Here is a 23,910-nt window from a genome sequence, read left to right as displayed (position 1 = left end):
GTAACGTCCGACTGTGCCTACTCGTCCTCCTCGCGTGCGGGTGCAGAGGTGGAGTTTCGCCCAGTGGGGACTGCTGATCATCTCGCTGTTCCATGTGGTGCAGGCAATCATCGGTTTCATTGCCGAGCCGAGTTTCGCGATCGGCCCTGATGCACCGACCGCCCCGATTCTGGGCATGGACTACAACGGCTGGCATGCAGTGGCCGGCCTGGCTTTGTTCGGCCCCGGCCTGGTGTTGTGCTGGCGGAAATCCTGGGCCGTGCTCTATCTCCTCCTGGCCGCGGTGGCCGGGGCCCTGCCGGGAATCTGGGCGTTCTTCTCCAACCAGGTGGCCTACGTATTCGCCTTTCCCAACAACATCACCGACGCCGTCGTGCACATGGCAACCGCCGCGGTGATGCTGGCCGTGGCAGGTGTGCAGATCTACCGCGATGGCGGGCTGCGCAACTCCTTGTCCGGGCTAACTCTCAAGCGATGAACGGATCGGTTAGCTGGACGTCTTCCGGATAACAATTCGGTCACTACATCGGGCGCCACAGATCACGATCAATTAAGAATGGCGACCGGTCTCTGAGACATTTCAAGATCAATGGCCGCAATTCGACGACATTGAGGCGTAATTCACGGTGGCAGCGGTAACACCACCACACCCGTCACAGCCGTTTCACAGCGCAGATGTTTGCTCGACCGCGTCGCGGTTACTTTCGAGTTCGGGCCGGGGACATCAGCGATCACGAATCGCGAACCAATGAGAATCCCACAATCCCGAAGGAAATTGATCATGAAGTTCACTGATATCACCGCGCGCCGTGGAATTGCCGGCGCTTGCGCCGCCGGCCTGCTCGGCGGGGTGGCCGCCGCGATGATCGGCGCGCCGGCGGCGTCCGCCGCACCCGACTGCAGCGCCAGCGGGGTGGCCGGCACGGTCAGCAGCACCACCGGCGCCGCGCGCGCCTATCTGGACAGCCACCCGGGCGCCAACCAGGCCGTGACCGCCGCATTCGCCCAACCGCGTCCGCAGGCCGCGGCCACGCTGCGCGGTTACTTCACCGCCAACCCGCAGGAGTACTACGACCTGCGCGGCATCCTGGCACCCATCGGGGACACCCAGCGCGCGTGCAACGTGACGGGACTGTCACCCGAACTGGCATCGGCCTACTCGGAGTTCATGGCCGGGTAGTCCGTCGGCACGATGTTCGGCCCACTGGATACCGTGGAGCCAGGCCGACACGTCAAGGAGGACGGATGGCGAACCAGTGGCAGACGGTCCGAGGCAACCGCGGCAACAAGGTGGCCGGACGATCGGCGACGCGCGTCCGTAAGCGCAACCCGTCGCCGCTCGAACCGGTCTGGACTCCCCCGCCTGCGCGCTACGGTGTCGGAGTCCACCACAACGTGGCGGTCCGCGCGTCCGACGGCACCGTCCTCCGTGCCGACATCCACTATCCGACGGTCCCCGAGACGGGCGCGCCGGCGGTCGGACCGTTCCCGGTGCTGCTGTCCATCACGCCCTACGGCAAGAAGGCACCGCCGCCGGCCGCCCAGATCGGCGGCGGAGCCACCCCGTACCTGATCCGGCGGGGTTACATCGAGGTGATGGCGGACGTACGGGGTACCGGCGTCTCGGGCGGATCGTTCGAGATGCTGAGCGCCGTACAGGTCCAAGACGGCGTCGACTTGGTGAATTGGGCTGCGCGGCTGCCGAATTCCAACGGCCGGGTCGGGATGTTCGGGATCTCCTACCTGGCCATCAACCAGCTTCTCACCGCCGCCGCGGTCGGCCCCGACTCACCACTGAAGGCGATCTTCCCGGTGATGGCCGCCAACGATTTCTACCGCGACGTGGTCACCATGGGCGGGGTACCGCACATGCGTACGGTGCGCGCCTACGGCGCGGTCTACTCGCTGCTCAACGTGGTCAACCCGGCGCTGGAGTTCGCCAAGCGCGGCGCTCATGAGCGGCCCCGGGCCGGTGGCCTGGCTGCGGTCCGCCAACGCGGGCGTGCCCAGCGCCAGTACTTCCGCACCATGATCGGCGACGCCACAGCCGGCGGGGACACCGCCTTCGACGGGCCGTTCTGGGACACCATGCGGGCCTCGGACGTACTGCCGGAGATCGCGAAGAACAAGGTCGCCGTGTTTCTGATCGGCGGCTGGCACGACGCCTTCCAGCGCGGCGCGCCACTGAATTACGCCGCGCTTCAGAACGCCTACACCGGCCGGCCACCCAATGCTCCGATGGCGCCCGGCCAGCCGCTCTCGGACCGGGTGCAGTTGATCATGGGCCCCTGGTATCACGTCTCGGACATGGACGGGCTGCATGTCCATGCCTTGCAGCTTCGCTGGTTCGACCGGTGGCTCAAGGACGACACCGATGCCGAGGTGACCGGTGCTCCGATCCGCTTCCAGGCCATCGGCAGCCAGTCGTGGTTCCAGGCGCAGGACTATCCGTTCCCCGAGGCCATGCCGACGCGGCTGTATCTGGCCGCGGGCGGGCACCTCGCCGCCGAACCAGCCGCTGAGCAGACCGAGGCCATCCTGCGCTACGCGGTGCGTGGTCCGATATCCGGTCGCAGCCTCGAACAGTGGACCCTGGGGATGGGCAGCTTCATGGCCGCTCAGGCGGGCCGGCGCATCCGCTACGACCTGGACAACCGCCGGCTTCAGCGAGAGGCCCTGACCTACACCACGGCCGAGTTCACCGAGGCCCAACTGATCGCCGGCCCAGTCGTTTTGACCGTGCAGGCGACGGCCGACAGCTCCGAGACCCTGTGGGTGGCACACCTCGACGACGTGGCGCCGGACGGGGCCAGCCGACCGCTGACCCAGGGTGCGCTGCTCGGATCGCACCGGGCGCTGGATCCGGAGAAGACCTGGTATCAGCCGGACGGAACAGTGCTACGGCCGCATCACGTCAGCACCCGCGCCGCCGCCGAGCCGGTGGTGCCCGGTGAGCTGACCCGCTACGACCTGGAGGTCTTCCCCACCGCGGCGCTGATCGAACCGGGCCATCGGCTACGGCTGACCCTGACCACCTACGACTTCCCCCACCTGGTGCCCACCGAGCCGGCCCGGCAGGCGCTGGCCGGCGGCACCTACCGGATCCGTCAGGGCGGAGACGCGCCGTCGAGTCTGCTCATCCCGCTGGCCGATCCCGCGGCGTTCACGCCGGACGAGTCGCGCGGAGGTACGTAAGCCTTCCGGCCAGCCGGATGTGCCCGGATCCCACCACCGCGCAATCGAATCCGGCGTCCTCGAACAGCCCGTAGAGGGCGTCGCCGCGCACGTCGACGACGTGCAAGCTGCCGCCCGGCCGCAGCACCCGGAACAGCTCGCGGGCGGCCGCGAGCTTGGTCGCTTCGTCGAGGTGGTGCAGCATCATCGACGACAGCGCCCGGTCGAATTCGCCGCCGCCGAACGGCAGTTCCTGGGCGTAGGCCCTTGTGAATCCGATACCGGTCATGCCCTTGGCTTTTCGTTCTGCCCGCTGCAGCGCCCGGGGATCAGGGTCTGTCCCGACGATGTCGGCGCCGGGACATGCCTTCTTGGCGCGGACAGTGAGGTTTCCTGTTCCACAACCTATTTCGACGATCCGCTGGCCGTCTGCGAGTCCGGCCTGCGCGACCAGGTCGCGGTAGGCGGGATTCATCCCCAGGACCCGCGTCAGGAGGTCGTAGCCGGGCAGGAACGCGTCATGACCCGCGGCAGGCACGTAGTCGTGCCGGTTCTTCAGACGATGTGGACGATGTTCGGTCATGAATTCCATGATCCATCGGTTGTCGCAAGGATAGTTGGGCGAAGATTGGGCAAATCAGGATTATCTTTGGTTTCATGTCCGACGTGTCTCGACTGGTCCGCCACCGCGATGGCGTCCCCGTCTACCGGTACTGGACGGACCGCGACGCGCCGCCGGTTTCGGTGACCCGGGGCCGCCGCGCCGACATCCCCGAGCACCGTCCGCACATCCACGACTTCCCGGTGCTCTGGTACGTGGCGACCGAAGGGGTGGTCTACGTGGTGTCAGCGGGCGAGGTGATCGACCCCCGTCCACTGACCACCGAGTCCGACGGGATCGGCGTGTACTTCGACCCCACCGCGCTGGGCGACGACACCGGCGCGCCATGGCCCACCTGGCAGGCCCACCCCCTGCTGTTCCCGTTCATCCACGGGAAGTCCGGCGGATTACTGCAATTGCACATACCCGCCGATCGGCAGCCGCTCTGGGACAGCACGATCCGATCGATCGAGGCGGAGCTGACCGGCCGGTGCGAGGGCTATCGCCAAGCCACGCTGGCCCATCTGACCCTGTTGCTCATCGACCTGGCGCGTCTCGCCGACGATGTGGTCAGCGGCCTACGGCGCAGTGGAGAGCCGCTACTGGCCGAGGTGTTCTCGGCGATCGACCGCAGGTTGTCGGAGCCGCTGTCGTTGCGCGACGTCGCCGACGAGGTCGGAATGACAGCGGGTCATCTCACCACGTTGGTGCGCCGACGGACCGGGCGCACGGTCGGCGAGTGGATCAACGAGCGCCGGATGAGTCGGGCTCGTGCCCTGCTCGGCGATACCGACCTCTCAGTGGCCGAGGTCGCCGCACGGGTGGGGATGCTCGACCCTGGGTACTTCAGCCGCCAGTTCCGGCGGACGCACGGCCGGTCACCGCGCGAGTGGCGCCGATCCGGCCCCTCCGGCATCGGAACCGAATCACCTTGATAACGGAGGGGTTACGCCAGGCGCGGCCCCAGTAGGCGCTGCTCAGGCGTTGTTAGCGTGCCGGTGTGAGACTGAGAATGTTCGGTCGGATGTCGCGCCGCGTGGCAGCCGCGACGATGGCAGGGTTGATGTTGCCGGCACTGGTGATGGCCGGACCGGCTCCGACCGCTGCGGCGTATTCGCGCGACGGGCTACCGGTGGAACGCCTGCAGGTCCCTTCAGCCGCGATGGGCCGCGATATCACGGTGCAGTTCCAGGGCGGCGGTCCACACGCGTTGTACCTGCTCGACGGGTTGCGCGCCCAGGACGACGACAACGGCTGGGACATCAACACCGCCGCGTTCGAGTGGTTCTACAACTCAGGCATCTCGGTCGTCATGCCGGTGGGCGGGCAGTCCAGCTTCTACAGCGACTGGTACCGGCCTGCGGCCGGCAGCGCGGGCACCACCACCTACAAGTGGGAAACCTTTCTGACCCAGGAACTCCCGGCCTACCTGGCCGCCAAGCGCGACGTGGCGCCGACCGGAAACGCCGTCGTCGGACTGTCGATGTCCGGCGGCGCGGCGCTGACCCTGGCGATCTGGCATCCCGCCCAGTTCATCTTCGCCGGTGCCCTGTCCGGGTTCCTGAATCCGTCACAAGGCCTGTGGCCCACCATGATCGGCTTCGCGATGAAGGATGCCGGCGGCTACAACTCGACCGACATGTGGGGCATCTCCAACGACCCCGCCTGGCGTCGCAACGACCCGATGGTCAACATCAACCGGCTGGTGGCCAACAACACCGCGATCTGGGTGTACTGCGGCAACGGCGTTCCCTCCGAACTGGACGGTTCCGGCGGCAACTTCGGCACCCTGTACAGCGCACAGTTCCTGGAGAACATCACCATCAACTCCAACAAGGAGTTCCAGCAGAAGTACGTGGCCGCGGGTGGGCGCAACGCGAAGTTCGACTTCCCGCCGAACGGCACCCACAACTGGAACTACTGGGGATCGCAGCTGCAGCAGATGAAACCTGACCTGCTGCGGGTGCTCAGCCAGAACGCGGCAGCGGCGGCTGCTCCGCCTGCACCAGCGGCTCCGGCACCAGGAGTGCCCGGACAGGTCGCGCCGGTGCCCGGCCAGGTACCGGGCGTTGCGGCAGCCCCCGCAATTCCAGCCGTGCCGGGCCAGCTCGCTCCGGTGCCCGGCCAGGTCCCCGGAGTTGCGGCAGCCCCCGCGGCACCGGCCGTACCCGGCCAGGTCCCCGGAGTGGCCGGGGTGCCCCGAGTGGCGGGGGTACCGGGTGTGGTTCCGGCACCGGCTGCGCCCGCCCCGGTATATCCCGGCCTGCAGACGGTGCCCGTCGCACTGCCGCGGTAGCGGATCGCGTATTAACACGTGCGGGAGTCATCACCGATACAGATGACTGTCATCGAAAAGCATCGTTGGACTCGATGAGCTGAGACGGGTGCCATGGAGGCATGACACGCACACGTCTCGTCCTGGCCGCCTTCGCCGTGAGCACCGCCGCGACCGGAGCTCTGATCACCGCCCCGGCCGCGCTCGCCGATGACCCGACCGCGGGCGTATCGCGCACCGAGCTCCAGCGTTCCGCCGCTCCCACGCCGGGATTCGAGATCGTCCAGACCAGGTTCGAGATCCCGGTCGGCAAGGAGTCCGGCCGCCACAGTCATCCGGGGCCGGAAGTGGGCTATATCGTCCAGGGAGACGTGGACATGGTGTTCGACGATCGGCCGACCCAGCACCTGCATTCGGGAGACCCGTTCCTCATCCCGCCCGGCGTCGTCCACAACGCACACAACGTCGGCACCGTGCGGACCCTGATGCTGTCCACCTACGTGGTGCCCGTCGATCAGCCGTTGGTGACGATGTACTGATCGTCGGACCGCACGCCACGGTAGATGCCGCGGCGGACGATCCATGGCTGCAGCACCCGGTCGATCGACCAGGACGGGAATCGGAACGCAAACCCGTTGGGTGCGAACACTTCCAGCCCGTCGGGCAGCACACCCAGTACCGATCCCCACCGGCTGGCCGGCGGACGGTAACCGCGCATGCGGCCGCCGGTGAAGTAGGCGCTCACGTTCCGGGCCAACAGCCCGTCGGCCCGGTTGCGGGCCGAGGAGCGCAGCGGGTCGGTCGCAGCCACGTCGCCGACGGCGAAGACACTGTCGTGCCCCGGCACCCGCAGTTCCGGTGTCACCCGCACGAACCCGCGCTCATCGAGGATGTCCGCGGGCAGCCAGGCCGTGTTGGGCCGTACCCGGCCGATGGCCCACAGCACGGCATCCGCCTGCACCGGAGCCTGGCCGCCGCTGAAGTGAACGGGTTCGGAGGTGATGGCCGCGCAGTCGAAGCCCTCGGGCACCACCGCTCGATGTCCGGGGTGCAGTGTCACGCCCGCCGCGGCCAACCTGTCTTCGACCCGCTTGCGGGCCCGCCAATGATGCTGTGGCAGAAGGTGTTCGCCCGGATAGTAAAGGCCTACCCGGGTGGCCGGCCACCGGAGGGCGATGTTGGCCGCGCTGCTGGCCGCCGCCGCGCCGCCGCCGATGACGGCGACCGACCCTGCCGAGCCCAACCGCTCGTGCGCGGTCCGCAGCCCGGTATCGACATCCCCCACGGACTGCAGCACGGCTCGTCGCCAGAAGCCGTTGGTCACACCGGTGGAGATGACCAGCGCGTCGTAGGGTTCCACCCGCTCGTTGCCGTCGGCCTCACGGACACTGACCGTGCGGGCCGAGAAGTCGGCGCCGGTGAGCGCGCCGTGCACGGTGCGGACGCGATCGAGTTCGCGGAACCGGTCGAAGCCGATCCAGTAATCGCGTGCCCAGTCATCGGGCCGGGCCAGCCGCGTGCCGAGCTCCTGACCGCTGACCAGTCCGGGGTTCACCGAGATACCGACGACGTCGAACCGGCGTGCCAACCGGATCGCGGTGAGCACGCCGGTGTCACCGAGGCCGGCGATCACCACGCGCTTTCGGTCCATGTCCGGTGACGCTACCGCCCGCGCGCGGGCCGCTGAATCCCTTTCCCTATCGTGGCTGGATGAGCAGCGTCGCTGATGCGGACCGGGTCTCCGACCTCGCCCGCCGGGTCGTGGCCGACCACGACCCCAAGAAAGTCCCGATCCCCGAGTACCTGGCCGCCTGTTACGACGCGGGCCTGTCCTGGGTCCACTTCCCCGAGGGCCTCGGCGGTCTCGGGGTGTCGCGCGGTCTGCAGGTCGTGGCCGACCGCATCCTGCAGGGCGCCGGCGGCCCCATACCGTTGGGCCTCAATCCGATGGGCTACGGCATGGCCGCACCGACGGTGCGTGAACACGCTCAGTCCGACGAGCTCAAGAAGTCGTGGCTGCGCCCGCTGGCGAGTACCGAGCACATCTGGTGCCAGCTGTTCTCCGAGCCGGGTGCGGGATCGGACCTGGCCGGGCTGGCCACGTCCGCGGTTCGCGACGGTGACGAGTGGGTGCTGAACGGTCAGAAGGTGTGGACCAGCCTGGCGCACCGGGCGCGCTGGGGTCTGCTGCTGGCCCGCTCGAATCCCGATGTGCCCAAACACAAAGGCCTCACGTACTTCGTGCTGGACATGCACGGGCCGGGCGTCGAGACCAGGCCGCTGCGGCAGATGACCGGCCAGGCCGAGTTCAACGAGGTGTACATCACCGACGCCCGTATCCCCGATGCTCATCGGCTCGGGGAGGTCGGCAACGGCTGGAACGTCGCGATGACAACGCTGATGAACGAGCGCAGCGCGCTCGGCGGCAGCGGCAACCGTCGCGGCGCCGGGACCATCTCGGATGCCGTGGCACTGTGGGCATCACGCCCGGATCTGCGCACCCCGGTGCTGCGGGATCGGCTGACCCGGCTATGGCTGCGCTCCGAGGCTCAGCGCCTGACCGCAGAGCGTTCGCGTGCGGCCGCCACCGTCGGTGGGCCGGGTCCCGAAGGGTCGATCGGAAAGCTCGTCGGCGCCGAGCTCAACCAGCACATCTACCAGTGGTGCATGGATCTTCTTGGGCCCGAAGGGATCCTGTATCACGGGTACGGGACGGGCGATCGAGATGACGACGAGAAAAGCACCGATTGGCGCGGCCCCATCCAGCAGCGCTTCCTGCGGAGCAAGGCCAACACCATCGAAGGCGGCACCTCAGAGGTGATGCGCAACATTCTCGGCGAACGGATCCTCGGGCTGCCCGGCGATCTGCGGGCCGATGCCGGTATGCCGTGGAAGGAGATCCCGCGTGGTTGAGAAGCTTGCGGATCAACCCAGAGATGTGGCTGATTCTGAGTTCAGGTTCACCGACGAACAGGCCCAGCTGCGGACGGCGGTCCGCAAGTTCTGTGCCGAGAACTTCGACGAGCAGACCGTGCGGACCCTGATGGAGTCCGAACCCCGGTTCGATCCGTCGGTGTGGGCGCGGTTGGGCGCCGAGCTCGGCGTGCTCGGTCTGGCGGTTCCCGAGGCCGACGGCGGAGCCGGCGGCACGCTCGTCGACCAGGCCATCGCGGTCGAGGAACTCGGCGCGGCATTGGCGTGCGGCCCGGTGTTCGGCACCGTGTTGCTCTCGATCCCGGCGCTGGTCGCCTCCTCGGCCGGTCCGGTGCGCGGCGAACTCCTCGGCTCACTCGCCGAAGGCACCCGCACCGCGGCGTTCGCGGTCCCGGATCGGGCCGGCGCATTCGATCCCGCGGCGGTGAATGTCACTGTCGCCGAGGACGGGACACTCACCGGCACGGTCGAGCGCGTCGTGGACGGCGATGCCGCCGACGTGTTGCTGGTGGCGGCCACGGGACCCGACGGCGTGGCTCTGTACACCGTCGAGGCGACGGGCCCTGGCGTGCAGCGCAACCCGCTGACCACGCTCGACCTCACCCGGCCGCAGGCCACCATCGTCTTGACCGCTGCGCCCGCCCAACTGGTGGCCGGCACGGACGAGGCCGATCGCGTCATCGCCCACGCATTCCAGGTGGCCTCGGCACTGCTGGCCGCCGAACAGGTCGGCGCCGCACAGCATCTGCTGGATCTGTCGGTGGAATACGCGAAATCGAGGCTGCAGTTCGGCAGGCAGATCGGCTCCTTCCAGGCCGTCAAACACCGGCTGGCGGACTGCCTGGTGGATCTCGAGCACGCCCGCTCGGCGACCTATCACGCGGCGTGGGCACTGACCGACGGCACCGACGACCCGGCGCTGGCGGCCAGCATCGCCCAGGCCACCGCATCGGCGGCGTTCGCGAAGATTGCTGCCGACACCATCCAGGTGCACGGCGGGATCGGATTCACCTGGGAGCACCAGGCGCATCTGTACTTCAAGCGGGCCACCACCGATGCCGCACTGTTGGGCAGTGCGGAGGCCCACCGGTCGCGGGTGGCCGAACTGGTGCTCGACGACGTGGAGGCCGAGCGCGTGCCGTGGGTGGCCACGGGTACGCCATGATCGGTTGAAAACGCGCGGCAAGCGTTGCGCGACCGTAAAATCCCGCTGATGGACAGCGCTGCCGAACTCCGCACGCTGGCTGTCGACGGGGTGCGGTCGCCGGTGCTTGTTGCCGGTCCATCAGGCCCCGACCAGCAACAAGCACCAGAAGCAGTGGTGTTCGTGCACGGCAACAATGCCGGGGCCAAGTGGGACCGGTTGCTGACGCCGGTCGCCGGTTTCGCGCGGGTGATCGCTCCGGAGATGCCGGGATTCGGCGCGGCCGACAAGCCGGCCCAGTGGCCGTACACCGTGGCTGCCTACGCGGCGCACCTCGACGCGATCCTCGACCAGCTCGGCGTCGAACGCGTGCATCTGGTCGCGCATGACTTCGGCGGGCCCTGGGCACTCGCGTGGGCCGCCGACCATCTCGACTCGGTCGCCAGCATCACGTTGATCAACGCCCCGGTGGTGATCAACCACTTCGCCGCCAAGCTGTGGCGGACACCCGTGCTGGCCGAGGCCCTGTCGCGGATCGGCAACCCGGCCGTCCTACGTCGCGTGCTCGCCATGCGGGACCCGGGGCTGCCGGCCGATGCGCTGGAATCGATCGCCGAGCACATGTTCGCCCGTGGTACACCCGATGCGGTCTTGAAGCTGTACCGGTCCACTGGCCCGAATGCCCTCGCGCCCTATGTCGATCGGCTCGCCGAATACTCAGGCGACGTCCTGGTGGTGTGGGGTGCCGATGACCGCTACGTGCCGTTCGCACAAACCGACGACTACCGCCGGATCTTCCGGAACTGTGAGGTGCAGCCGATTCCCGGGACCGGCCATTGGCCCTGGCTCGAGCAACCCGACGTGGTGGCACGGTACCTCACCGCGTTCCTGCGCAGGCAACTCGGATGTGCCCAGTGAAGCTGCGTCGTGTCCGCACGGCCACCGGACTGAGCGTGGAAACGCTTGATTCCGATGGCAATTGGACTGCGCATTCCGACCTCACACCGCTCGGCGGCCGGGTATTCGACGACGCGTGGCTCGCTGCCTCGGCCGACCGTCAACTGCAGCACAGCGACCATCTGCTGCCGTTCCAGCCGCTGTCGTTCCGCGACTTCATGCTGTACGAACAGCACAACGTCGACGCCGCCCGCGGGCTGGTCAGGCGCTTCCATCCCGGCCTGTACCGGGTGAAGTCGCTGTACGAGCGCGTGACCGGCCGCCCGGTGCCGCAGTTCAAGCCCAAGCCGCTGTTCTACCAGCAGCCGATCTACTACATGTCCAACGCTCAGACCTTCGTCCCGACCGGCACGCCGGTTGCGATACCGGACTATTCGCAGGCACTCGACTTCGAGCTGGAGATCGGATTCGTCCTCGCCGCACCGTTGTTCAACGCGACACCTGAGGAAGCGGCCGGGGCCATCGGCGCATTCGTGGTACTCAATGACTTCAGCGCCCGCGACGTGCAGCGCCCGGAGATGCTCAGCGGCTTCGGGCCGCAGAAGTCCAAGCATTTCGCGAGCTCGATGTCGGACACCGCGGTCACCGCCGATGAGATCCTGCTCCGGATCAATTCCCTCACCGGTTCCGTCGCGCTCAACGGGGCGGTGGTCAGCACGGTCGACAGCGCCGGGATGCAGCACAGCCTGGGTGAGGTGCTGGCGCACGCGTCACGCAGCGAACCGCTCTATCCCGGTGAACTTTTCGGCACCGGGACACTCCCCGGTGGAAGCGGTATGGAGACGGGGCACTGGCTGCGCCCCGGGGACACCCTCACTCTGACCCTGGACGACATCGGCCGCATCGAACACACCATCGCCTGACTACTTGACGACAGCGTCGATCACCTTGTAGATGCGCTGCTCGCTGACCGGCCGTGGCGTGCCGAGCTGCTGGGCCCACAGGCTGACCCGTAGCTCCTCGATCTGCCACGCGATGTCCCGGATGTCAGCAGCCGCCGCGCGGCCCGGCGAAAGCGCCTGCACCAGTTCGTCATAGGCATCCTCGACGGCGTGCACACGCGACATCCGCTCCCGATCGGCACCGAGTGCCTGCGGCAACCGTTCCAACCGGCGGGTGATCGCGGTGACGTATCTGGTCAGGTCGTTCAGTCGCGCGATGCCGGTCGCTGTGACAAAACCCTTGGGCAACAGGCGGTCCAGTTGCGACCGGATATCGGCGACCGCATCGGCCTGGGCGGGTGACGGCTTGTCAGGCAGCGCGACCTGCACTTCGTGCGCGGCGGCCAGCACCTTCTCGACCCGGCTCACCCCGGCTTGCGTGGTGGGGCCGAGTTCCTTGCCGGCCCTGGCCAGGACGCCGGCGAACTCGGCCTTCGTCCACACCGGTTTGGGAACCAGCACATCAGCGGCCGCATCGGCGCAATCATCGAGCAGCGCCGCCAGAGTGCCGTCGGGATTGGCGTTGAGCGCCAGGCGGGTCCGGGTGCTCAGTCCCCGTTCGATCGCCTTGACCGGGGACGGCGCGGTCAGCCGCAACAACCGGCGAAGACCGGGGCGCATCGCCGCGGCTTGATCGGCCGGGTTCGCGAACACCTTGATGTCGACGGCCTTTCCGGTATCCACGAAGGCCGGGTATCCGCGCACGGTGTGCCCGCCGCTGACGTTCTCCACTGTGCGCGGCAGCTCGTCGAGGTCCTCGGGCCAAGCCCGCAAACCGGTGCGTTCCAGGTCGCCGCCCAGCGCCTCGGCCACGGCCTGGGCAACGGGCACGGCCAGCTGCTCGCGCAGCGCGTCGATGTTCTTGCCGCGGGCCACCTCTTTGCCGTCGGCCGACTCCACGGCGAACGTCATCCTCAGATGGTCAGGGACCTTGCTGAGATCGAACGCGTCGATCGGCACCAGAATGCCGCTGCGCCTGCGCAGTTCTCGCTGGATCTCGTCCAGCAGGGACCCCGCGGACGGATCGATGTCACCCAGGATGGCGCGCGCGGTGTCGGGAGCCGGGACGAAGTTGCGCCGTAGATCCTTGGGCAGTGACTTGATCAGGGCGGTGACCAGTTCCTCCCGCAAAGCCGGTACCTGCCAGGCGAAGCCGTCACCGCCGAGCCGGGCCAGCACGCCGACGGGCACGTGCACGGTGACGCCGTCGTCGGCGGCCCCCGGCTCGAACCGGTAGGTCAGCGGCAGTTCGAGATCGCCGGTCTGCCAGGTGTCGGGATTGTCCGCACCGTCCTCGGATCGCAGCAGGTCGTCACGGGTGAAGGTGAGCAGGTCAGGTGTCTTGTGCCGCTGCTTCTTCCACCACGCGTCGAAGTGACGGGCGGACACGATGCCGGCCGGGATGCGGGCGTCATAGAGGGCGTAGATGTCGTCGTCGCCGACCAGCAGGTCACGCCGACGGGCCCGTTCCTCGATCTCCTCGAGTTCGGCCCGCAGCCGGGCATTGTCGCGGAAGAAGTGGTGCCGGGTCTGCCAGTCCCCCTCCACCAGCGCATGCCGGATGAACAACTCCCGGCACAGCTCTGGATCGATCTCGGTGTATCCGATCTTCCGGCGCGGAACCAGAGGCAGCCCGTAGAGCGTGACCCGCTCGAGCGCCACCACGGCGCCCCGCTTGGCCTCCCAGTGCGGCTCGCTGTAGTTGCGTTGCACCAGATGTCCGGCCACCCGCTCGATCGCCTCGGGTTCGACCTTTGCGGCGATGCGGCCGAACAGCCGGCTGGTCTCGACCAGGTCGGCCACCACGATCCAGCGCGGCGGCTTCTTCGTCAGCACCGAGCCCGGCGCGAGCACGAACTTGGAGTTGCGCGCGCCCGCGTAGTCACGGGACTCCCCTTCACGCAGCCCGACGTGGGACAGCAGGCCCGCGGTCAGCGCGGCGTGGATGCTGGCCGGCTCGGCAGGCTCGTCACCCTCGCGGATCCCGATGTCGCGGGCGATGCTGCGCAGCTGGCCGGTCAGGTCCTGCCACTCCCGGATCCGCAGGTAGTGCAGGAACTCCTCTCGGCACATCCGCCGGAAAGCACTGCCGGAACGCTGGTTTCGCTGCTCCCGCAGGTAGTTCCACAGGTTGAGGTATGAGATGAAATCCGAATGCGCATCGGCGAACCGCGCGTGCTTCTGCCGCGCCGCGTCCTCCCGGTCAGCCGGGCGCTCGCGCGGATCGGGGATCGACAGCGCGGCCGCCAGCACCAGCACCTCACGCACGCAGCCCTCGGTGTCGGCCTGCAGGATCATCCGCCCGACCCGCGGGTCGAGCGGCAGCCGGGCCAGCCGTCGTCCGACGTCGGTCAGTGCGCCGGCGTTGTCGAACGCGCCGAGTTCCTGCAGCAACTGCACACCGTCGCGGACGCTGCGGGCATCCGGCGGGTCGAGGAACGGAAACTCGGCGATGTCACCGAGTTGCAGGGCAGCCATCTGCAGGATGACGGCGGCCAGGTTGGTCCGCAGGATCTCCGGATCGGTGTAGCGGGGCCGGGATTCGAAATCCTGCTCCGAGTACAGCCGGATGCAGACGCCGGGCGCGGTACGCCCGGAGCGGCCCGCCCGCTGGGCGGCTGAGGCCTGCGAGATCGGCTCGATCGGCAGGCGCTGCACCTTGGTGCGACGGCTGTAGCGGGAGATCCGCGCGGTGCCCGGGTCGACGACATAGCGGATGCCCGGCACGGTGAGTGAGGTCTCGGCCACGTTGGTGGCCAGCACGATTCGCCGGCCGTTGCGACTCGGCTGGAAGACCTTCTGCTGTTCGGCGGTGGGCAGTCGGGCATACAGCGGCAGCACCTCGGTGTTCCGCAGGTCCTTCAATGCCTCTGCGGTGTCCCGGATTTCGCGTTCACCGGACAGGAACACCAGCACGTCACCGGGCGGTTCGGCTTCCAGTTCACGGACCGCGTCGACGATGGCCTCGGTCGGGTCGCGGACCTCGGTGCGGACGATCTCGTGGTCGGGGTCGTCGGGATCCTCGGCGTCGTCCTCACTGCTGACCGTGACTTCCAGGGGCCGGTACCGGATCTCGACGGGATAGGTCCGCCCCGACACCTCGACGATCGGAGCATCGCCCCTGAGCCCATTTTCGGCACCGCCGAAGTGTGCCGCGAACCGTTCCGGCTCGATGGTGGCCGAGGTGACGATGACCTTGAGGTCGGGACGGCGGGGCAACAACTCGCGCAGGTAGCCGAGCAGGAAGTCGATGTTGAGGCTGCGCTCGTGCGCCTCGTCGAGGATCAATGTGTCGTAGCGCAGCAGCCGGCGGTCTCTTTGAATCTCGGCGAGCAGAATGCCGTCGGTCATCAGCTTGATCAGGGTCGAATCGCTGGCCTGATCGGTGAAGCGCACGGTGTAGCCGACTGCGTCGCCGAGCGGGGTGCCGAGTTCGTCGGCGATGCGCTGCGCGACCGTGCGCGCCGCGAGCCGGCGGGGCTGGGTGTGGCCGATGGTGCCGCGGATCCCGCGACCGAGGTCCAGGCAGATCTTGGGCAGCTGCGTGGTCTTGCCCGAGCCCGTCGCACCGGCGACCACGACCACCTGGTTCTCGCTGATGGCTTTGGCCAGCTCATCGCGGTGCTGGCTGACCGGGAGGTCCGGATAGGTGATGACCGGGACGGCGGCCTGACGGGTGAGCACGAGGCCTTCCGCTGCCGCGACCTGCTCGGCGATCTTCTCGATCTGGGCCGGCTCGGTGCCGCGGAGATTGCGCAGGCGCCGGCGCAGCCGGTCCGCGTCGCGGATGGTCAGGTCGTCGAGACGGGAGCGCAGCTCGGCGACTGACGGTTCGGACACTCGGTCAAGGATAGGTGCACGAGCAAATGTGATGTAGCTCACATCCCGCGCGGAGCTGGCAACCTCCGGTTCCGTAGCCGTAGGTTGCTGCAACCTACGCTTGCGTACCCCATCGGGCCTCGTCGACGCTTGCCCATCGTGGCTCACTACATCGCCAATGTCCGCGATATCGAATTCAATCTCTTCCAGGTTCTCGGCTTGGGTCCGGTCCTCGACTCGGGCGCCTTCGGTGACCTCGACACCGAGACCGCACAGACCATGCTCGACGAGGTCGCCCGCTTTGCCGAAGGTGTCGTCGCAGAATCGTTCGCCGACGGCGACCGCAACCCGCCCGAGTTCGATCCCGCCACCCACGAGATCACGGTGCCCGGACCGCTCGCCAAGACCGTGCAGGCCGTCAAGGACGCCGAGTGGTGGCGCATCGGCCTCGCCGAGAACGCAGGCGGCACAGCGGCGCCCGCGTCGTTGGTGTGGGCCATCCAGGAAATGATCATGTGCGCCAACCCGTCGGCGATGTTCTTCTACGGTCTGGGCCCGGCAATGGCGCACACCCTGGCCGAGGTCGGCACCGAACAGCAGCAGCGCTGGGCGCGCATGAGCATGGACAAGGGCTGGGCCGGCACCATGGTGCTGACCGAGCCCGATGCCGGATCCGATGTCGGCGCCGGGCGCACGAAGGCCATCTCGCAGCCCGACGGCACCTGGCACATCCACGGGGTGAAGCGCTTCATCTCGGGCGGCGAGGTCGGCGACACCGCCGAGAACGTCTTCCACCTCGTGCTGGCCCGCCCCGAGGGCGCCGGGCCGGGCACCAAGGGGCTGAGCCTGTTCTACGTCCCGAAGTTCCACTTCGACCCGGAGACCCTCGAACTCGGGGAGCGCAACGGCGTGTTCGTCACCGGGGTCGAGCACAAGATGGGTATCAAGTCGTCGCCGACGTGCGAGGTCACCTTCGGCGCGCACGGCACCCCGGCCGTCGGCTATCTCGTCGGCGACGTGCACAACGGCATCGCGCAGATGTTCCGCGTGATCGAGAACGCCCGCATGACCGTGGGCGTGAAGTCCGCGGGCACCCTGTCCACGGGCTACCTCAACGCGCTGGCGTACGCCAAGGACCGCATCCAGGGTTCGGACATGCTCCAGATGACCGACAAGACCGCACCGCGGGTCGCGATCATCGAGCACCCCGATGTGCGACGCAGCCTGCTTACGCAAAAGGCCTACGCCGAGGGCCTGCGGTCGGTGTACCTCTACACCGCCGCGCACCAGGATTCCGTGGTGGCGCAACATGTCTCGGGCGCCGATGCCGGCCTGGAGCACCGCGTCAACGATCTGCTGCTGCCGATCGTGAAGGGTGTCGGCTCCGAGCGGGCCTACGAGATCCTGACCGAATCGCTGCAGACCCTCGGCGGGTCCGGGTACCTGCAGGACTACCCGGTCGAGCAGTACATCCGCGACGCCAAGATCGATTCGCTCTACGAAGGCACCACCGCGATCCAGGCGCTGGACTTCTTCTTCCGCAAGATCGTCCGCGACCAGGGCGGAGCGCTGGCTCACCTCGCGGCCCAGATCTCGGGGACGATCGAGGCCAACACTGATGGGCTTCAACCCGAGATCGCGCGGCTGGCCACTGCGCTGGCCGATGTGCAGTCGATGGCGGCCACGCTCACCGGCTACCTGATGGCCGCTCAGGAACAGCCCGAGCAGCTGTACAAGGTCGGCCTCGGCTCGGTGCGGTTCCTGCTGGCGGTGGGCGATCTGCTCATCGGCTGGCGCCTGCTGGTCGGCGCGCAGGTCGCCCAGACCGCGCTGGCGACCGCGACCGACCGCGACCGGCCGTTCTACGAAGGCAAGATCGCGGTGGCGAAGTTCTTCGCGCACAACATGTTGCCGCTGCTGACAGCTGTTCGCGAGGTTGTCGAGTCGGTCGACGACGAGGTCATGCGACTGGACAACGACGCGTTCTGACACCGGCCGGGGAAGATGGTTCCCATGGCCGACTTCGTGATCCCACTCCCACCGCAGGCTTCGCTCCCGGTGAGCACCGGGCCTGAACGCTTCCCGGTGCGACGGGTGTTCTGTGTCGGACGCAATTACGCGGCCCACGCGCGTGAGATGGGCAAGGACCCCGGCCGCCGGCCGTTCTTCTTCATGAAGCCGGCCGACGCCGTGATCGATGCGGAGGGCACGGTCCCCTATCCGTCGCTGACCTCGTCGTTTCACCACGAGATCGAACTCGTGGTGGCGCTGGGTGCCGGTGGCCGCGACGTGGCACCGGACGACGCGCTGGGCCTGGTCTGGGGTTACGGTGTCGGCGTCGACCTGACCCGGCGCGATCTGCAGGACGAGGCCAAGAAACTCAGCCGGCCCTGGGATTGGGCCAAGGGGTTCGACGCATCGGCCCCGTGCACCCCGATCCATCCGGTCGGCGAAGTCGGTCACCCCGACAGCGGCGAGATCTGGCTGCGGGTCAACGGCGAGCTCAAGCAGCACGGTGACCTCAAGGACCTGATCTGGTCGGTGCCGGAGGTCATCAGCGCGATCTCGGCTGCCGTCGACCTGGCTCCCGGAGACCTGATCTACAGCGGAACCCCGGCCGGGGTCGGTCCGATGCAACCCGGCGATGTGGTGTCCGGTGGCGTCGACGGGGTTGCGGAGTTCAGCTTCACGGTCGGCTCAGCCGATCGGCGGCACGCCTGACCCACCGTTTGCACCGGCGAAGCCCGATACGCTCCAGGTATGGAGGTCGAGTGTGCGCCACCTGCGTGCACTGGTCGCTCTCGCCGACCACGGTACGCACGCCGCTGCCGCGGACCGTCGGCAGCCTGAACACTTCTACGGTCGGCGTCTGGCCCGAATCATTGCGCATCCGAACGGAGATCACGCATGACCAACCACGAAGACCGCCTGGACATCGTCGACGTGCTGATCCGCTACGCGACCGGTATCGACCGGCGGGACTGGCCGTTGTTCCGGACCGTGTTCACCGATGACTGCGTGCTGGACTACGGCCAGATCGGCGCATGGAACGGAGTGGACGCGGTCACCGAATTCATGGATCGATCCCACGCGATCGCCGGGCACACCATGCACCGGCTGAGCAACCACACCGTCGCCGTCGATGGCGATGCGGCCACGGCGCGGACCTATGTCGATGGACTGATCATGGCTGCCGACAACAACTCCGGCGTCAACGCAGTCGGTTTCTACGATGACGAACTGGTGCGCACCGCCGACGGTTGGCGCATCGCACGACGGCAGTTCACCCCGGTCCGAGTCACAGCTGTCTAGGGAGATGTCAATGCAGTTCGCGGACAAGTACGGGCCGTGGGCACTCGTGGCCGGGGCCTCCGACGGGGTAGGCTCGGCGATGGCCGAGGAGCTGGCCCGGCGCGGCCTCAACGTGGCACTGCTGGCCCGGCGCCAGGCCGTCCTCGATGACGTCGCGGCAGGCATCGCGGCCCGCACCGGGGTGCGAACCCGCACGCTGGCAATCGATCTGGCCGCACCCGGGGCCTCCGACGAGGTGATCTCGGCGACCGCGGATCTGGACATCGGCTTCCTGGTGTACTGCGCGGGCGCCGATCCCAAGTTCGCACCGTTCTTGTCCGGGCCGCTCTCGGACGCCAAATCACTGGTGCAGCGCAACTGCATGGTGCCGATGCAGCTGTGCCACCACTACGCACAGCCGATGGTGGACCGGGGCCGCGGCGGCATCATCATCTTCGGGTCGGGCGCCGGATTCGCCGGCGGCCCGAACATGGTGGCCTACGGTGCGAGCAAGGCCTTCGACATGGTGTTCGCCGAGGCGTTGTGGACCGAACTGCACGACGAGGGCGTCGATGTGCTCGGGCTGATCCTCGGCAAGACCGACACCCCCGCACTGCGCAGGCTCGAGCACGAACGAGGCCGGATCGAATCCACGGACCGCACCCCATCAGGGGCAGCCGCCGCCGACGACGTGGTGGCGGCCGCGTTCGCCAACCTCGCTGAGGGACCGACGTGTCTGGTCGGCCCCGAGACCCAGGCCGCCGCACAACTGATGGCCTCGGTCAGTCGCAACGACGCCGTGCGGTTCATCGCACAGGCGGTCACCGCGGCGATGGGTGAGAACTAACGAATGACCTTTCTGTATTGATGCCGTCAGAAACCCGACAACTGCGCTCGACTTTCTCTCACGTTCGTCCGTCGTTTTGTTTCTTCAAATCTTGAAGCTGCGCCCAATGTTGCTCCAGCCCTCCGACGGTCGGACTGACACCTAGCGTTGGCAAAGGTTGCGAGTGGCCGTCGATATAGCGACACGCTTCCTCGAAAACTTCAGTCAGCACAGGGACGATCGTGCCGAGCTTGCTGGTGTTGATCTTCGGCAGGCGGGTCATCCCGACATTAGGCTGGTATCGCTGCGTGACACCCTGCAGAAGCTCAGTCTCGGTAAACACCTCGCACCATGATCGGAGCCAGCCGTAACCAGCCCTAACAAGCGCGTCACGCGCCTCGCCATCTTGCCCCTTGGCCGCTTGAATAATTGAATTGATCTTCCCTCTGATCCCGCTCAGCGTGTCCCAACGCGGGCCCGTCGCGTGGGTAACCTTCCCTTTACCATCCTCATCGGTGATTTGGTAGTACACGCAACGTTTCGTAGTCTCGAACAGCGCTAGCAACGTAGTAGCGAAGAGTACGTCGTGCGTGAATACGATGACCTGATTGTTCTCAGCAAGGCGCGCTATACGCTGCGCAACTTCATTTACTCGCCGGTGGTCCAGACTTGACACGGGATCATCGAAGATGATCGGCGCAGTGATGCCCGCGAGCCGCGCTTCAGCTAGAAAGTCCGCAATCGCAAGTACTTTCTGTTCGCCCTCCGACAGGACCTTTGACGGCTTATGACGGCCGCTTAGCACCTTGCGTCGCTGGGCCTTTCCCTCACGCCCGACGAACTGGACCTTGAGTGTTGGGGCGCGCAGCGCCTCACACTCTTCCAGAAAAAGTGTGTCGAAGCTCTGGTTGATCAACTCGTCGCTGGCCGTCTTAGCCAATGCTGTGACAGCTCGCGCAAGCGCCGGTAGCGGACGTTTTAGTGCGCCAAGCCGATCGACTTCCTTGGCGTTGTTCACGGCCGTCTCAATCAGGGGCCATGATTTGGCCAGCTCCGCGCTGTCCTTCAACTCAAGCAATTCCCGCTGCTTGTCGGATAGGGCCTGCACGCGGTTCTGAGACTGAAGCTCGAGCGCCTCGATGTCATCAACACACGCTCCGAGTGCGGCAACGACCACAGTCTTCGCAGCAGTCGCTACCTGCCGAACATCGGCGTCAACCGGATGGCCTGCACTAGTGGCTGACAAGAGGGCGCGTCTGAGCTCGTCCAGCACCGTTATTGAGGTGAAGAACGCGGGCTTGTCGTCACGATCCTCGAATTCCTTTATGAAGCTGACAATCTCATTGGATTGGATCGACGTGACGGCGTTTGCCAGTCGGCCCAGCACGCCATCCGAATCACGGATGTCTGCCGAAATCTTGTCCTCGAGGTAGCTCGCATACCGGGAAATCAGCTCCTGCGCCGCCGTGCCCATCGGCTGGCGGCAATACAGACAACGGCTGGCGTCATGGACGCCGAGCCCCACGAGGTGCTGCCGATATGCCTCCCCTGCGTCTACAAACCGGCTCCACGTGTCGTCCGGCTCCGCCGGCAAATCTGCTGCAGCAAACAACTGGCTTCGGAATGTCTCGTAGTCGGCAATAAGCCGCGCCCGCTTGGACAGCTCATTGTTGAAAACCGTTGTGTCGAAGAGCAGCAGCGATTCTGCTGCCCGCAGAGCTTCTTCAAGGACCCGTCGATCCCGTTTCTTCAAGTTGATCTGCACGCTGATTGTATTGGCGCTCAGAGCTGCAACGGCTTGCGTCAGGCTTTCAATCCGCCCTTCGACGCTATCGTCACTGGCGGCCCGAGACCTCAAATCTGACAGGTCGGTCGATGCACCAAGGGTTTCGATGAGTGGATATATCGCCGAGCCACGCTGAAATCGGTTTAGCAGACCGGAGTTACCCGGTTGAAGCAATTTCGCCGCAGCATCAAGGCGCGCAACGACAGCTTGGATAGCAGCAACCATGTGGTTGAAGATGGCGAGTGACGCCGGCACGTAGACGTAAGCCAAGTCCTCATCAACGTGTGTGCTTACTGCTGGCGTGTCGAAGATTGACATCCGAGTGAACGGAGATACTCCCTGTTCACCAGTCCACTGCAGCACCTCCGCAGCAGAGCCTAGGGTGTACTCGAGCGTTGCCGATCGATCTTCCTCGGCCTCTGCCTCGATATTTCCGAGAATTGCGTCCGCAGTCCGACTGTCTGCCAGCGCCTTAAAAATGCGCGAGTAACCAGTCTTGCCAGTTCCGTTCTCTCCGTACAGGATCGTCAGTCCTTCATGCGGCTCAATCACCGCACCAGCAACGAGCGCATTCACGCCACGCACATTGCCGAGCTTCTTCAAGAGCAGCGGAGGGACGGCCTCATCGCGTCGAGCTTCGGTGCTCAGAAGCCCAACAGGGGGCAATTCCCGCCTGTCGATCGACTTTTCCTGACGAAACAGTTGGTAGGCCATTTCGATCGTTGAGTCGCTTATAGCTCGACCGGTGCTGATCACTTCGGCGACCAGAAATCGTACCCATTCATCGTTCTGGTTCGCCCACTCGGCCAAGAGCACCCGTGGATCGGTAACTACCGACGACGTGCCACCACCGGGTTGATTCAAATCAGCACCTCAATGCGCTTGGGGATCAGGTGATCGATATTTACCCCAACGTAGATGATCTCGCTGACGCCACGCCGACACGCAAGACACAATCTGCACGTCCCAGCGTGGATAGCGTTCTCGCTTGTCGCGGTTTGTTGGATCATGCGCGCCCCACAAGACAGTCGCCGAGCGATGTACCTCAAGGCGAGATTCTCGGACCTGCCCCACACAAGGCCGCCACCATCGCGAAGTAATAGCTCCGCTGTGTGTTGAGAGCGGCTGGCATAGCCGGCCGCCAACCGAGAACTAAACCCGGTCCGGGGCCCAGTACGCGAGCATCTCGGCGAAGGTCTCGAAGGCCGGCTTCGACACCCCGTAGGCCGCCTCGAAGTGGATGCTCAGCGGGAAGCCGAGCTCGGCCACCCCGTCGATCACCCGCTTGTAGAGGTCGACCATCGCCGTGCGCTTGTCGGCCGGGTCGAGTTCGGCCAACCGGCTGACGAACTCCTGCTCGGCGGCCACCGCCTGATTGCCGGGGTCCTGGATGAGCCAGTTGATCAGACCGACCTTGGTCTCCATCTTCGGCACGAAACCGAACGACAGCAGGATCTCGGGCCGGTGATCGGTGGCCTTGGCGAACTCGGTCAGGTATCCGACGATCGCGTCGGAGTACAGCAGCTGGGTCATGCCGTACGTGGCGCCCTGCTCGCACTTGAAGTTGAACCGGCCCTGCTCGCCGTCACGGGTCGGGATCAGGATGGCGCCACGGTTGGGCACCAGCTCCTCATAGATCGACAGGGCATCGGTAGGGGCGACGCCCTCACCTTCGCCGTCCTTCATGGTGCGGGGCACGCCGACGAAGGCGATGCCGTCGAAACCGGCCCCGCTGAGGTCGGTCAGGCGCTTGCCCAGCGACTCCTGATCCAGGAACGAGGTGACCTGCGTGCACAGGCCGCGCAGGCCCGGCAGCTCGGGGCGCAGGATGTTCCAGTAGTCCAGGACATCCATCCGCGGCTTCATCTCGATCGGACGGTCGTCGTCCTCGTCGATCATCCCGGGGATCATGACGTGCTGTATCCGGCCTTCGATGCCGGTTTCGGCAGCCAGGGCGAGCACTTTCCGCGCCTCGTCGACCGGGTACTGCACGCCGCGTTCCAGGTTCGGCGGGACGAGTTCCAGCGCGATGGTGTTCAGGGGCACCTATTGCTCCACATCTGACGACATACCTACCCGGCGGGCGGGCCACATTGCCCGTCACGGACCGATGCCCGCATTCCGCCGGAGACTCCACATTACGGAGCCGGGCTGGCAACCGC

At 66.6% G+C, this 23,910-nt stretch carries 19 protein-coding genes; 14 read left to right on the top strand and 5 right to left on the bottom strand.

What is annotated here, in order from left to right; all coding sequences use genetic code 11:
- The first annotated feature begins 40 nt into the window (after positions 1 to 40).
- The 3 genes from EH231_RS33055 (at position 41) to EH231_RS33045 (ending at position 3,195) form a co-directional block, all read left to right on the top strand.
- Complete coding sequence (locus EH231_RS33055) at positions 41 to 478, top strand: DUF4383 domain-containing protein (RefSeq protein WP_124714450.1); 438 nt, start codon at positions 41 to 43, stop codon at positions 476 to 478.
- Positions 479 to 781: 303 nt separating this feature from the next.
- On the top strand, positions 782 to 1,180 hold the full coding sequence (locus EH231_RS33050; protein ID WP_124714092.1) for a heme-binding protein: 399 nt from the start codon (positions 782 to 784) through the stop codon (positions 1,178 to 1,180).
- A 65-nt stretch (positions 1,181 to 1,245) separates the two neighbouring features.
- Positions 1,246 to 3,195 (top strand): CocE/NonD family hydrolase, encoded by a 1,950-nt coding sequence (locus EH231_RS33045; RefSeq protein WP_206429625.1) that lies wholly within the window; start codon positions 1,246 to 1,248, stop codon positions 3,193 to 3,195.
- Here the strand turns inward: EH231_RS33045 and EH231_RS33040 are convergent.
- Entirely contained in the window at positions 3,164 to 3,757 is a 594-nt protein-coding gene (locus EH231_RS33040; RefSeq protein WP_420891945.1) for a class I SAM-dependent methyltransferase, read from the bottom strand. The two genes, EH231_RS33045 and EH231_RS33040, sit on opposite strands and share 32 nt — an antisense overlap.
- Before the next feature lie 74 nt (positions 3,758 to 3,831).
- Between EH231_RS33040 and EH231_RS33035 the strand changes: the two genes are divergently transcribed.
- From EH231_RS33035 to EH231_RS33025, 3 genes are all read left to right on the top strand, one after another.
- A complete protein-coding gene (locus EH231_RS33035) occupies positions 3,832 to 4,710 on the top strand; it encodes a helix-turn-helix domain-containing protein (RefSeq protein ID WP_124714090.1) in 879 nt (292 codons plus the stop codon).
- Between the two features lie 65 nt (positions 4,711 to 4,775).
- The gene (locus tag EH231_RS33030) at positions 4,776 to 6,071 is read left to right on the top strand and encodes an esterase family protein (protein WP_420891944.1); all 1,296 of its coding nucleotides are present in this window, start codon (positions 4,776 to 4,778) and stop codon (positions 6,069 to 6,071) included.
- 101 nt (positions 6,072 to 6,172) lie between these two features.
- The gene (locus EH231_RS33025) at positions 6,173 to 6,589 is read left to right on the top strand and encodes a cupin domain-containing protein (RefSeq protein WP_124714089.1); all 417 of its coding nucleotides are present in this window, start codon (positions 6,173 to 6,175) and stop codon (positions 6,587 to 6,589) included.
- Here EH231_RS33025 and EH231_RS33020 read toward each other — a convergent pair.
- On the bottom strand, positions 6,565 to 7,701 hold the full coding sequence (locus EH231_RS33020; RefSeq protein WP_090429640.1) for an FAD-dependent oxidoreductase: 1,137 nt from the start codon (positions 7,699 to 7,701) through the stop codon (positions 6,565 to 6,567). The genes EH231_RS33025 and EH231_RS33020 overlap by 25 nt on opposite strands.
- A gap of 59 nt (positions 7,702 to 7,760) precedes the next feature.
- Here EH231_RS33020 and EH231_RS33015 point away from each other — a divergent pair, with 59 nt between their 5' ends.
- The 4 genes from EH231_RS33015 to EH231_RS33000 are packed head-to-tail and all read left to right on the top strand — an operon-like array spanning position 7,761 to position 11,948.
- Positions 7,761 to 8,963, top strand: a complete 1,203-nt coding sequence (locus EH231_RS33015; RefSeq protein WP_124714088.1) for an acyl-CoA dehydrogenase family protein — start codon at positions 7,761 to 7,763, stop codon at positions 8,961 to 8,963.
- Positions 8,926 to 10,149: an acyl-CoA dehydrogenase family protein gene (locus tag EH231_RS33010; protein ID WP_420891943.1), complete on the top strand. Its 1,224-nt coding sequence runs from the start codon at positions 8,926 to 8,928 to the stop codon at positions 10,147 to 10,149. The genes EH231_RS33015 and EH231_RS33010 overlap by 38 nt, the downstream gene beginning before the upstream one ends.
- Before the next feature lie 48 nt (positions 10,150 to 10,197).
- The gene (locus EH231_RS33005) at positions 10,198 to 11,046 is read left to right on the top strand and encodes an alpha/beta fold hydrolase (RefSeq protein WP_124714086.1); all 849 of its coding nucleotides are present in this window, start codon (positions 10,198 to 10,200) and stop codon (positions 11,044 to 11,046) included.
- The gene (locus EH231_RS33000) at positions 11,043 to 11,948 is read left to right on the top strand and encodes a fumarylacetoacetate hydrolase family protein (protein ID WP_124714085.1); all 906 of its coding nucleotides are present in this window, start codon (positions 11,043 to 11,045) and stop codon (positions 11,946 to 11,948) included. Before EH231_RS33005 ends, EH231_RS33000 begins: the two co-directional genes overlap by 4 nt.
- Here the strand turns inward: EH231_RS33000 and hrpA are convergent, their stop codons facing one another.
- Entirely contained in the window at positions 11,949 to 15,866 is a 3,918-nt protein-coding gene (gene hrpA, locus EH231_RS32995) for an ATP-dependent RNA helicase HrpA (RefSeq protein ID WP_124714084.1), read from the bottom strand.
- Between the two features lie 138 nt (positions 15,867 to 16,004).
- Between hrpA and EH231_RS32990 the strand changes: the two genes are divergently transcribed.
- The 4 genes from EH231_RS32990 to EH231_RS32975 all read left to right on the top strand — a co-directional run bounded on the left by EH231_RS32990 (position 16,005) and on the right by EH231_RS32975 (position 19,983).
- Positions 16,005 to 17,834: an acyl-CoA dehydrogenase gene (locus EH231_RS32990; RefSeq protein WP_124714083.1), complete on the top strand. Its 1,830-nt coding sequence runs from the start codon at positions 16,005 to 16,007 to the stop codon at positions 17,832 to 17,834.
- A gap of 24 nt (positions 17,835 to 17,858) precedes the next feature.
- Positions 17,859 to 18,566 carry a fumarylacetoacetate hydrolase family protein gene (locus EH231_RS32985; protein ID WP_090430720.1) on the top strand — a complete coding sequence of 236 codons (708 nt, stop codon included), beginning with the start codon at positions 17,859 to 17,861 and terminating at the stop codon, positions 18,564 to 18,566.
- A gap of 186 nt (positions 18,567 to 18,752) precedes the next feature.
- Positions 18,753 to 19,157: a nuclear transport factor 2 family protein gene (locus tag EH231_RS32980; RefSeq protein ID WP_124714082.1), complete on the top strand. Its 405-nt coding sequence runs from the start codon at positions 18,753 to 18,755 to the stop codon at positions 19,155 to 19,157.
- 10 nt (positions 19,158 to 19,167) lie between these two features.
- A complete protein-coding gene (locus EH231_RS32975) occupies positions 19,168 to 19,983 on the top strand; it encodes an SDR family NAD(P)-dependent oxidoreductase (protein ID WP_124714081.1) in 816 nt (271 codons plus the stop codon).
- A 58-nt stretch (positions 19,984 to 20,041) separates the two neighbouring features.
- Here EH231_RS32975 and EH231_RS32970 read toward each other — a convergent pair whose 3' ends face one another.
- The gene (locus EH231_RS32970; protein ID WP_241178217.1) at positions 20,042 to 22,564 is read right to left on the bottom strand and encodes an AAA family ATPase; all 2,523 of its coding nucleotides are present in this window, start codon (positions 22,562 to 22,564) and stop codon (positions 20,042 to 20,044) included.
- 336 nt (positions 22,565 to 22,900) lie between these two features.
- Positions 22,901 to 23,794 carry a mycobacterial-type methylenetetrahydrofolate reductase gene (locus tag EH231_RS32965; protein ID WP_090429620.1) on the bottom strand — a complete coding sequence of 298 codons (894 nt, stop codon included), beginning with the start codon at positions 23,792 to 23,794 and terminating at the stop codon, positions 22,901 to 22,903.
- Positions 23,795 to 23,910: the final 116 nt, after the last annotated feature.

The organism is Mycolicibacterium nivoides (genome assembly GCF_003855255.1).
Lineage (GTDB): Bacteria > Actinomycetota > Actinomycetes > Mycobacteriales > Mycobacteriaceae > Mycobacterium > Mycobacterium nivoides.
This window is presented reverse-complemented; position numbering and strand designations above follow the sequence as displayed.

Excerpts from the sequence above, each read along its gene's own strand:
- EH231_RS33050 (WP_124714092.1), top strand. The coding sequence starts at position 782 with ATGAAGTTCACTGATATCACCGCGCGCCGTGGAATTGCCGGCGCTTGC.
- EH231_RS33045 (WP_206429625.1), top strand. The coding sequence starts at position 1,246 with ATGGCGAACCAGTGGCAGACGGTCCGAGGCAACCGCGGCAACAAGGTG.
- EH231_RS33040 (WP_420891945.1), bottom strand. The coding sequence starts at position 3,757 with ATGACCGAACATCGTCCACATCGTCTGAAGAACCGGCACGACTACGTG.
- EH231_RS33035 (WP_124714090.1), top strand. The coding sequence starts at position 3,832 with ATGTCCGACGTGTCTCGACTGGTCCGCCACCGCGATGGCGTCCCCGTC.
- EH231_RS33025 (WP_124714089.1), top strand. The coding sequence starts at position 6,173 with ATGACACGCACACGTCTCGTCCTGGCCGCCTTCGCCGTGAGCACCGCC.
- EH231_RS33020 (WP_090429640.1), bottom strand. The coding sequence starts at position 7,701 with ATGGACCGAAAGCGCGTGGTGATCGCCGGCCTCGGTGACACCGGCGTG.
- EH231_RS33015 (WP_124714088.1), top strand. The coding sequence starts at position 7,761 with ATGAGCAGCGTCGCTGATGCGGACCGGGTCTCCGACCTCGCCCGCCGG.
- EH231_RS33010 (WP_420891943.1), top strand. The coding sequence starts at position 8,926 with ATGCCGGTATGCCGTGGAAGGAGATCCCGCGTGGTTGAGAAGCTTGCG.
- EH231_RS33005 (WP_124714086.1), top strand. The coding sequence starts at position 10,198 with ATGGACAGCGCTGCCGAACTCCGCACGCTGGCTGTCGACGGGGTGCGG.
- EH231_RS32985 (WP_090430720.1), top strand. The coding sequence starts at position 17,859 with ATGGCCGACTTCGTGATCCCACTCCCACCGCAGGCTTCGCTCCCGGTG.
- EH231_RS32980 (WP_124714082.1), top strand. The coding sequence starts at position 18,753 with ATGACCAACCACGAAGACCGCCTGGACATCGTCGACGTGCTGATCCGC.
- EH231_RS32975 (WP_124714081.1), top strand. The coding sequence starts at position 19,168 with ATGCAGTTCGCGGACAAGTACGGGCCGTGGGCACTCGTGGCCGGGGCC.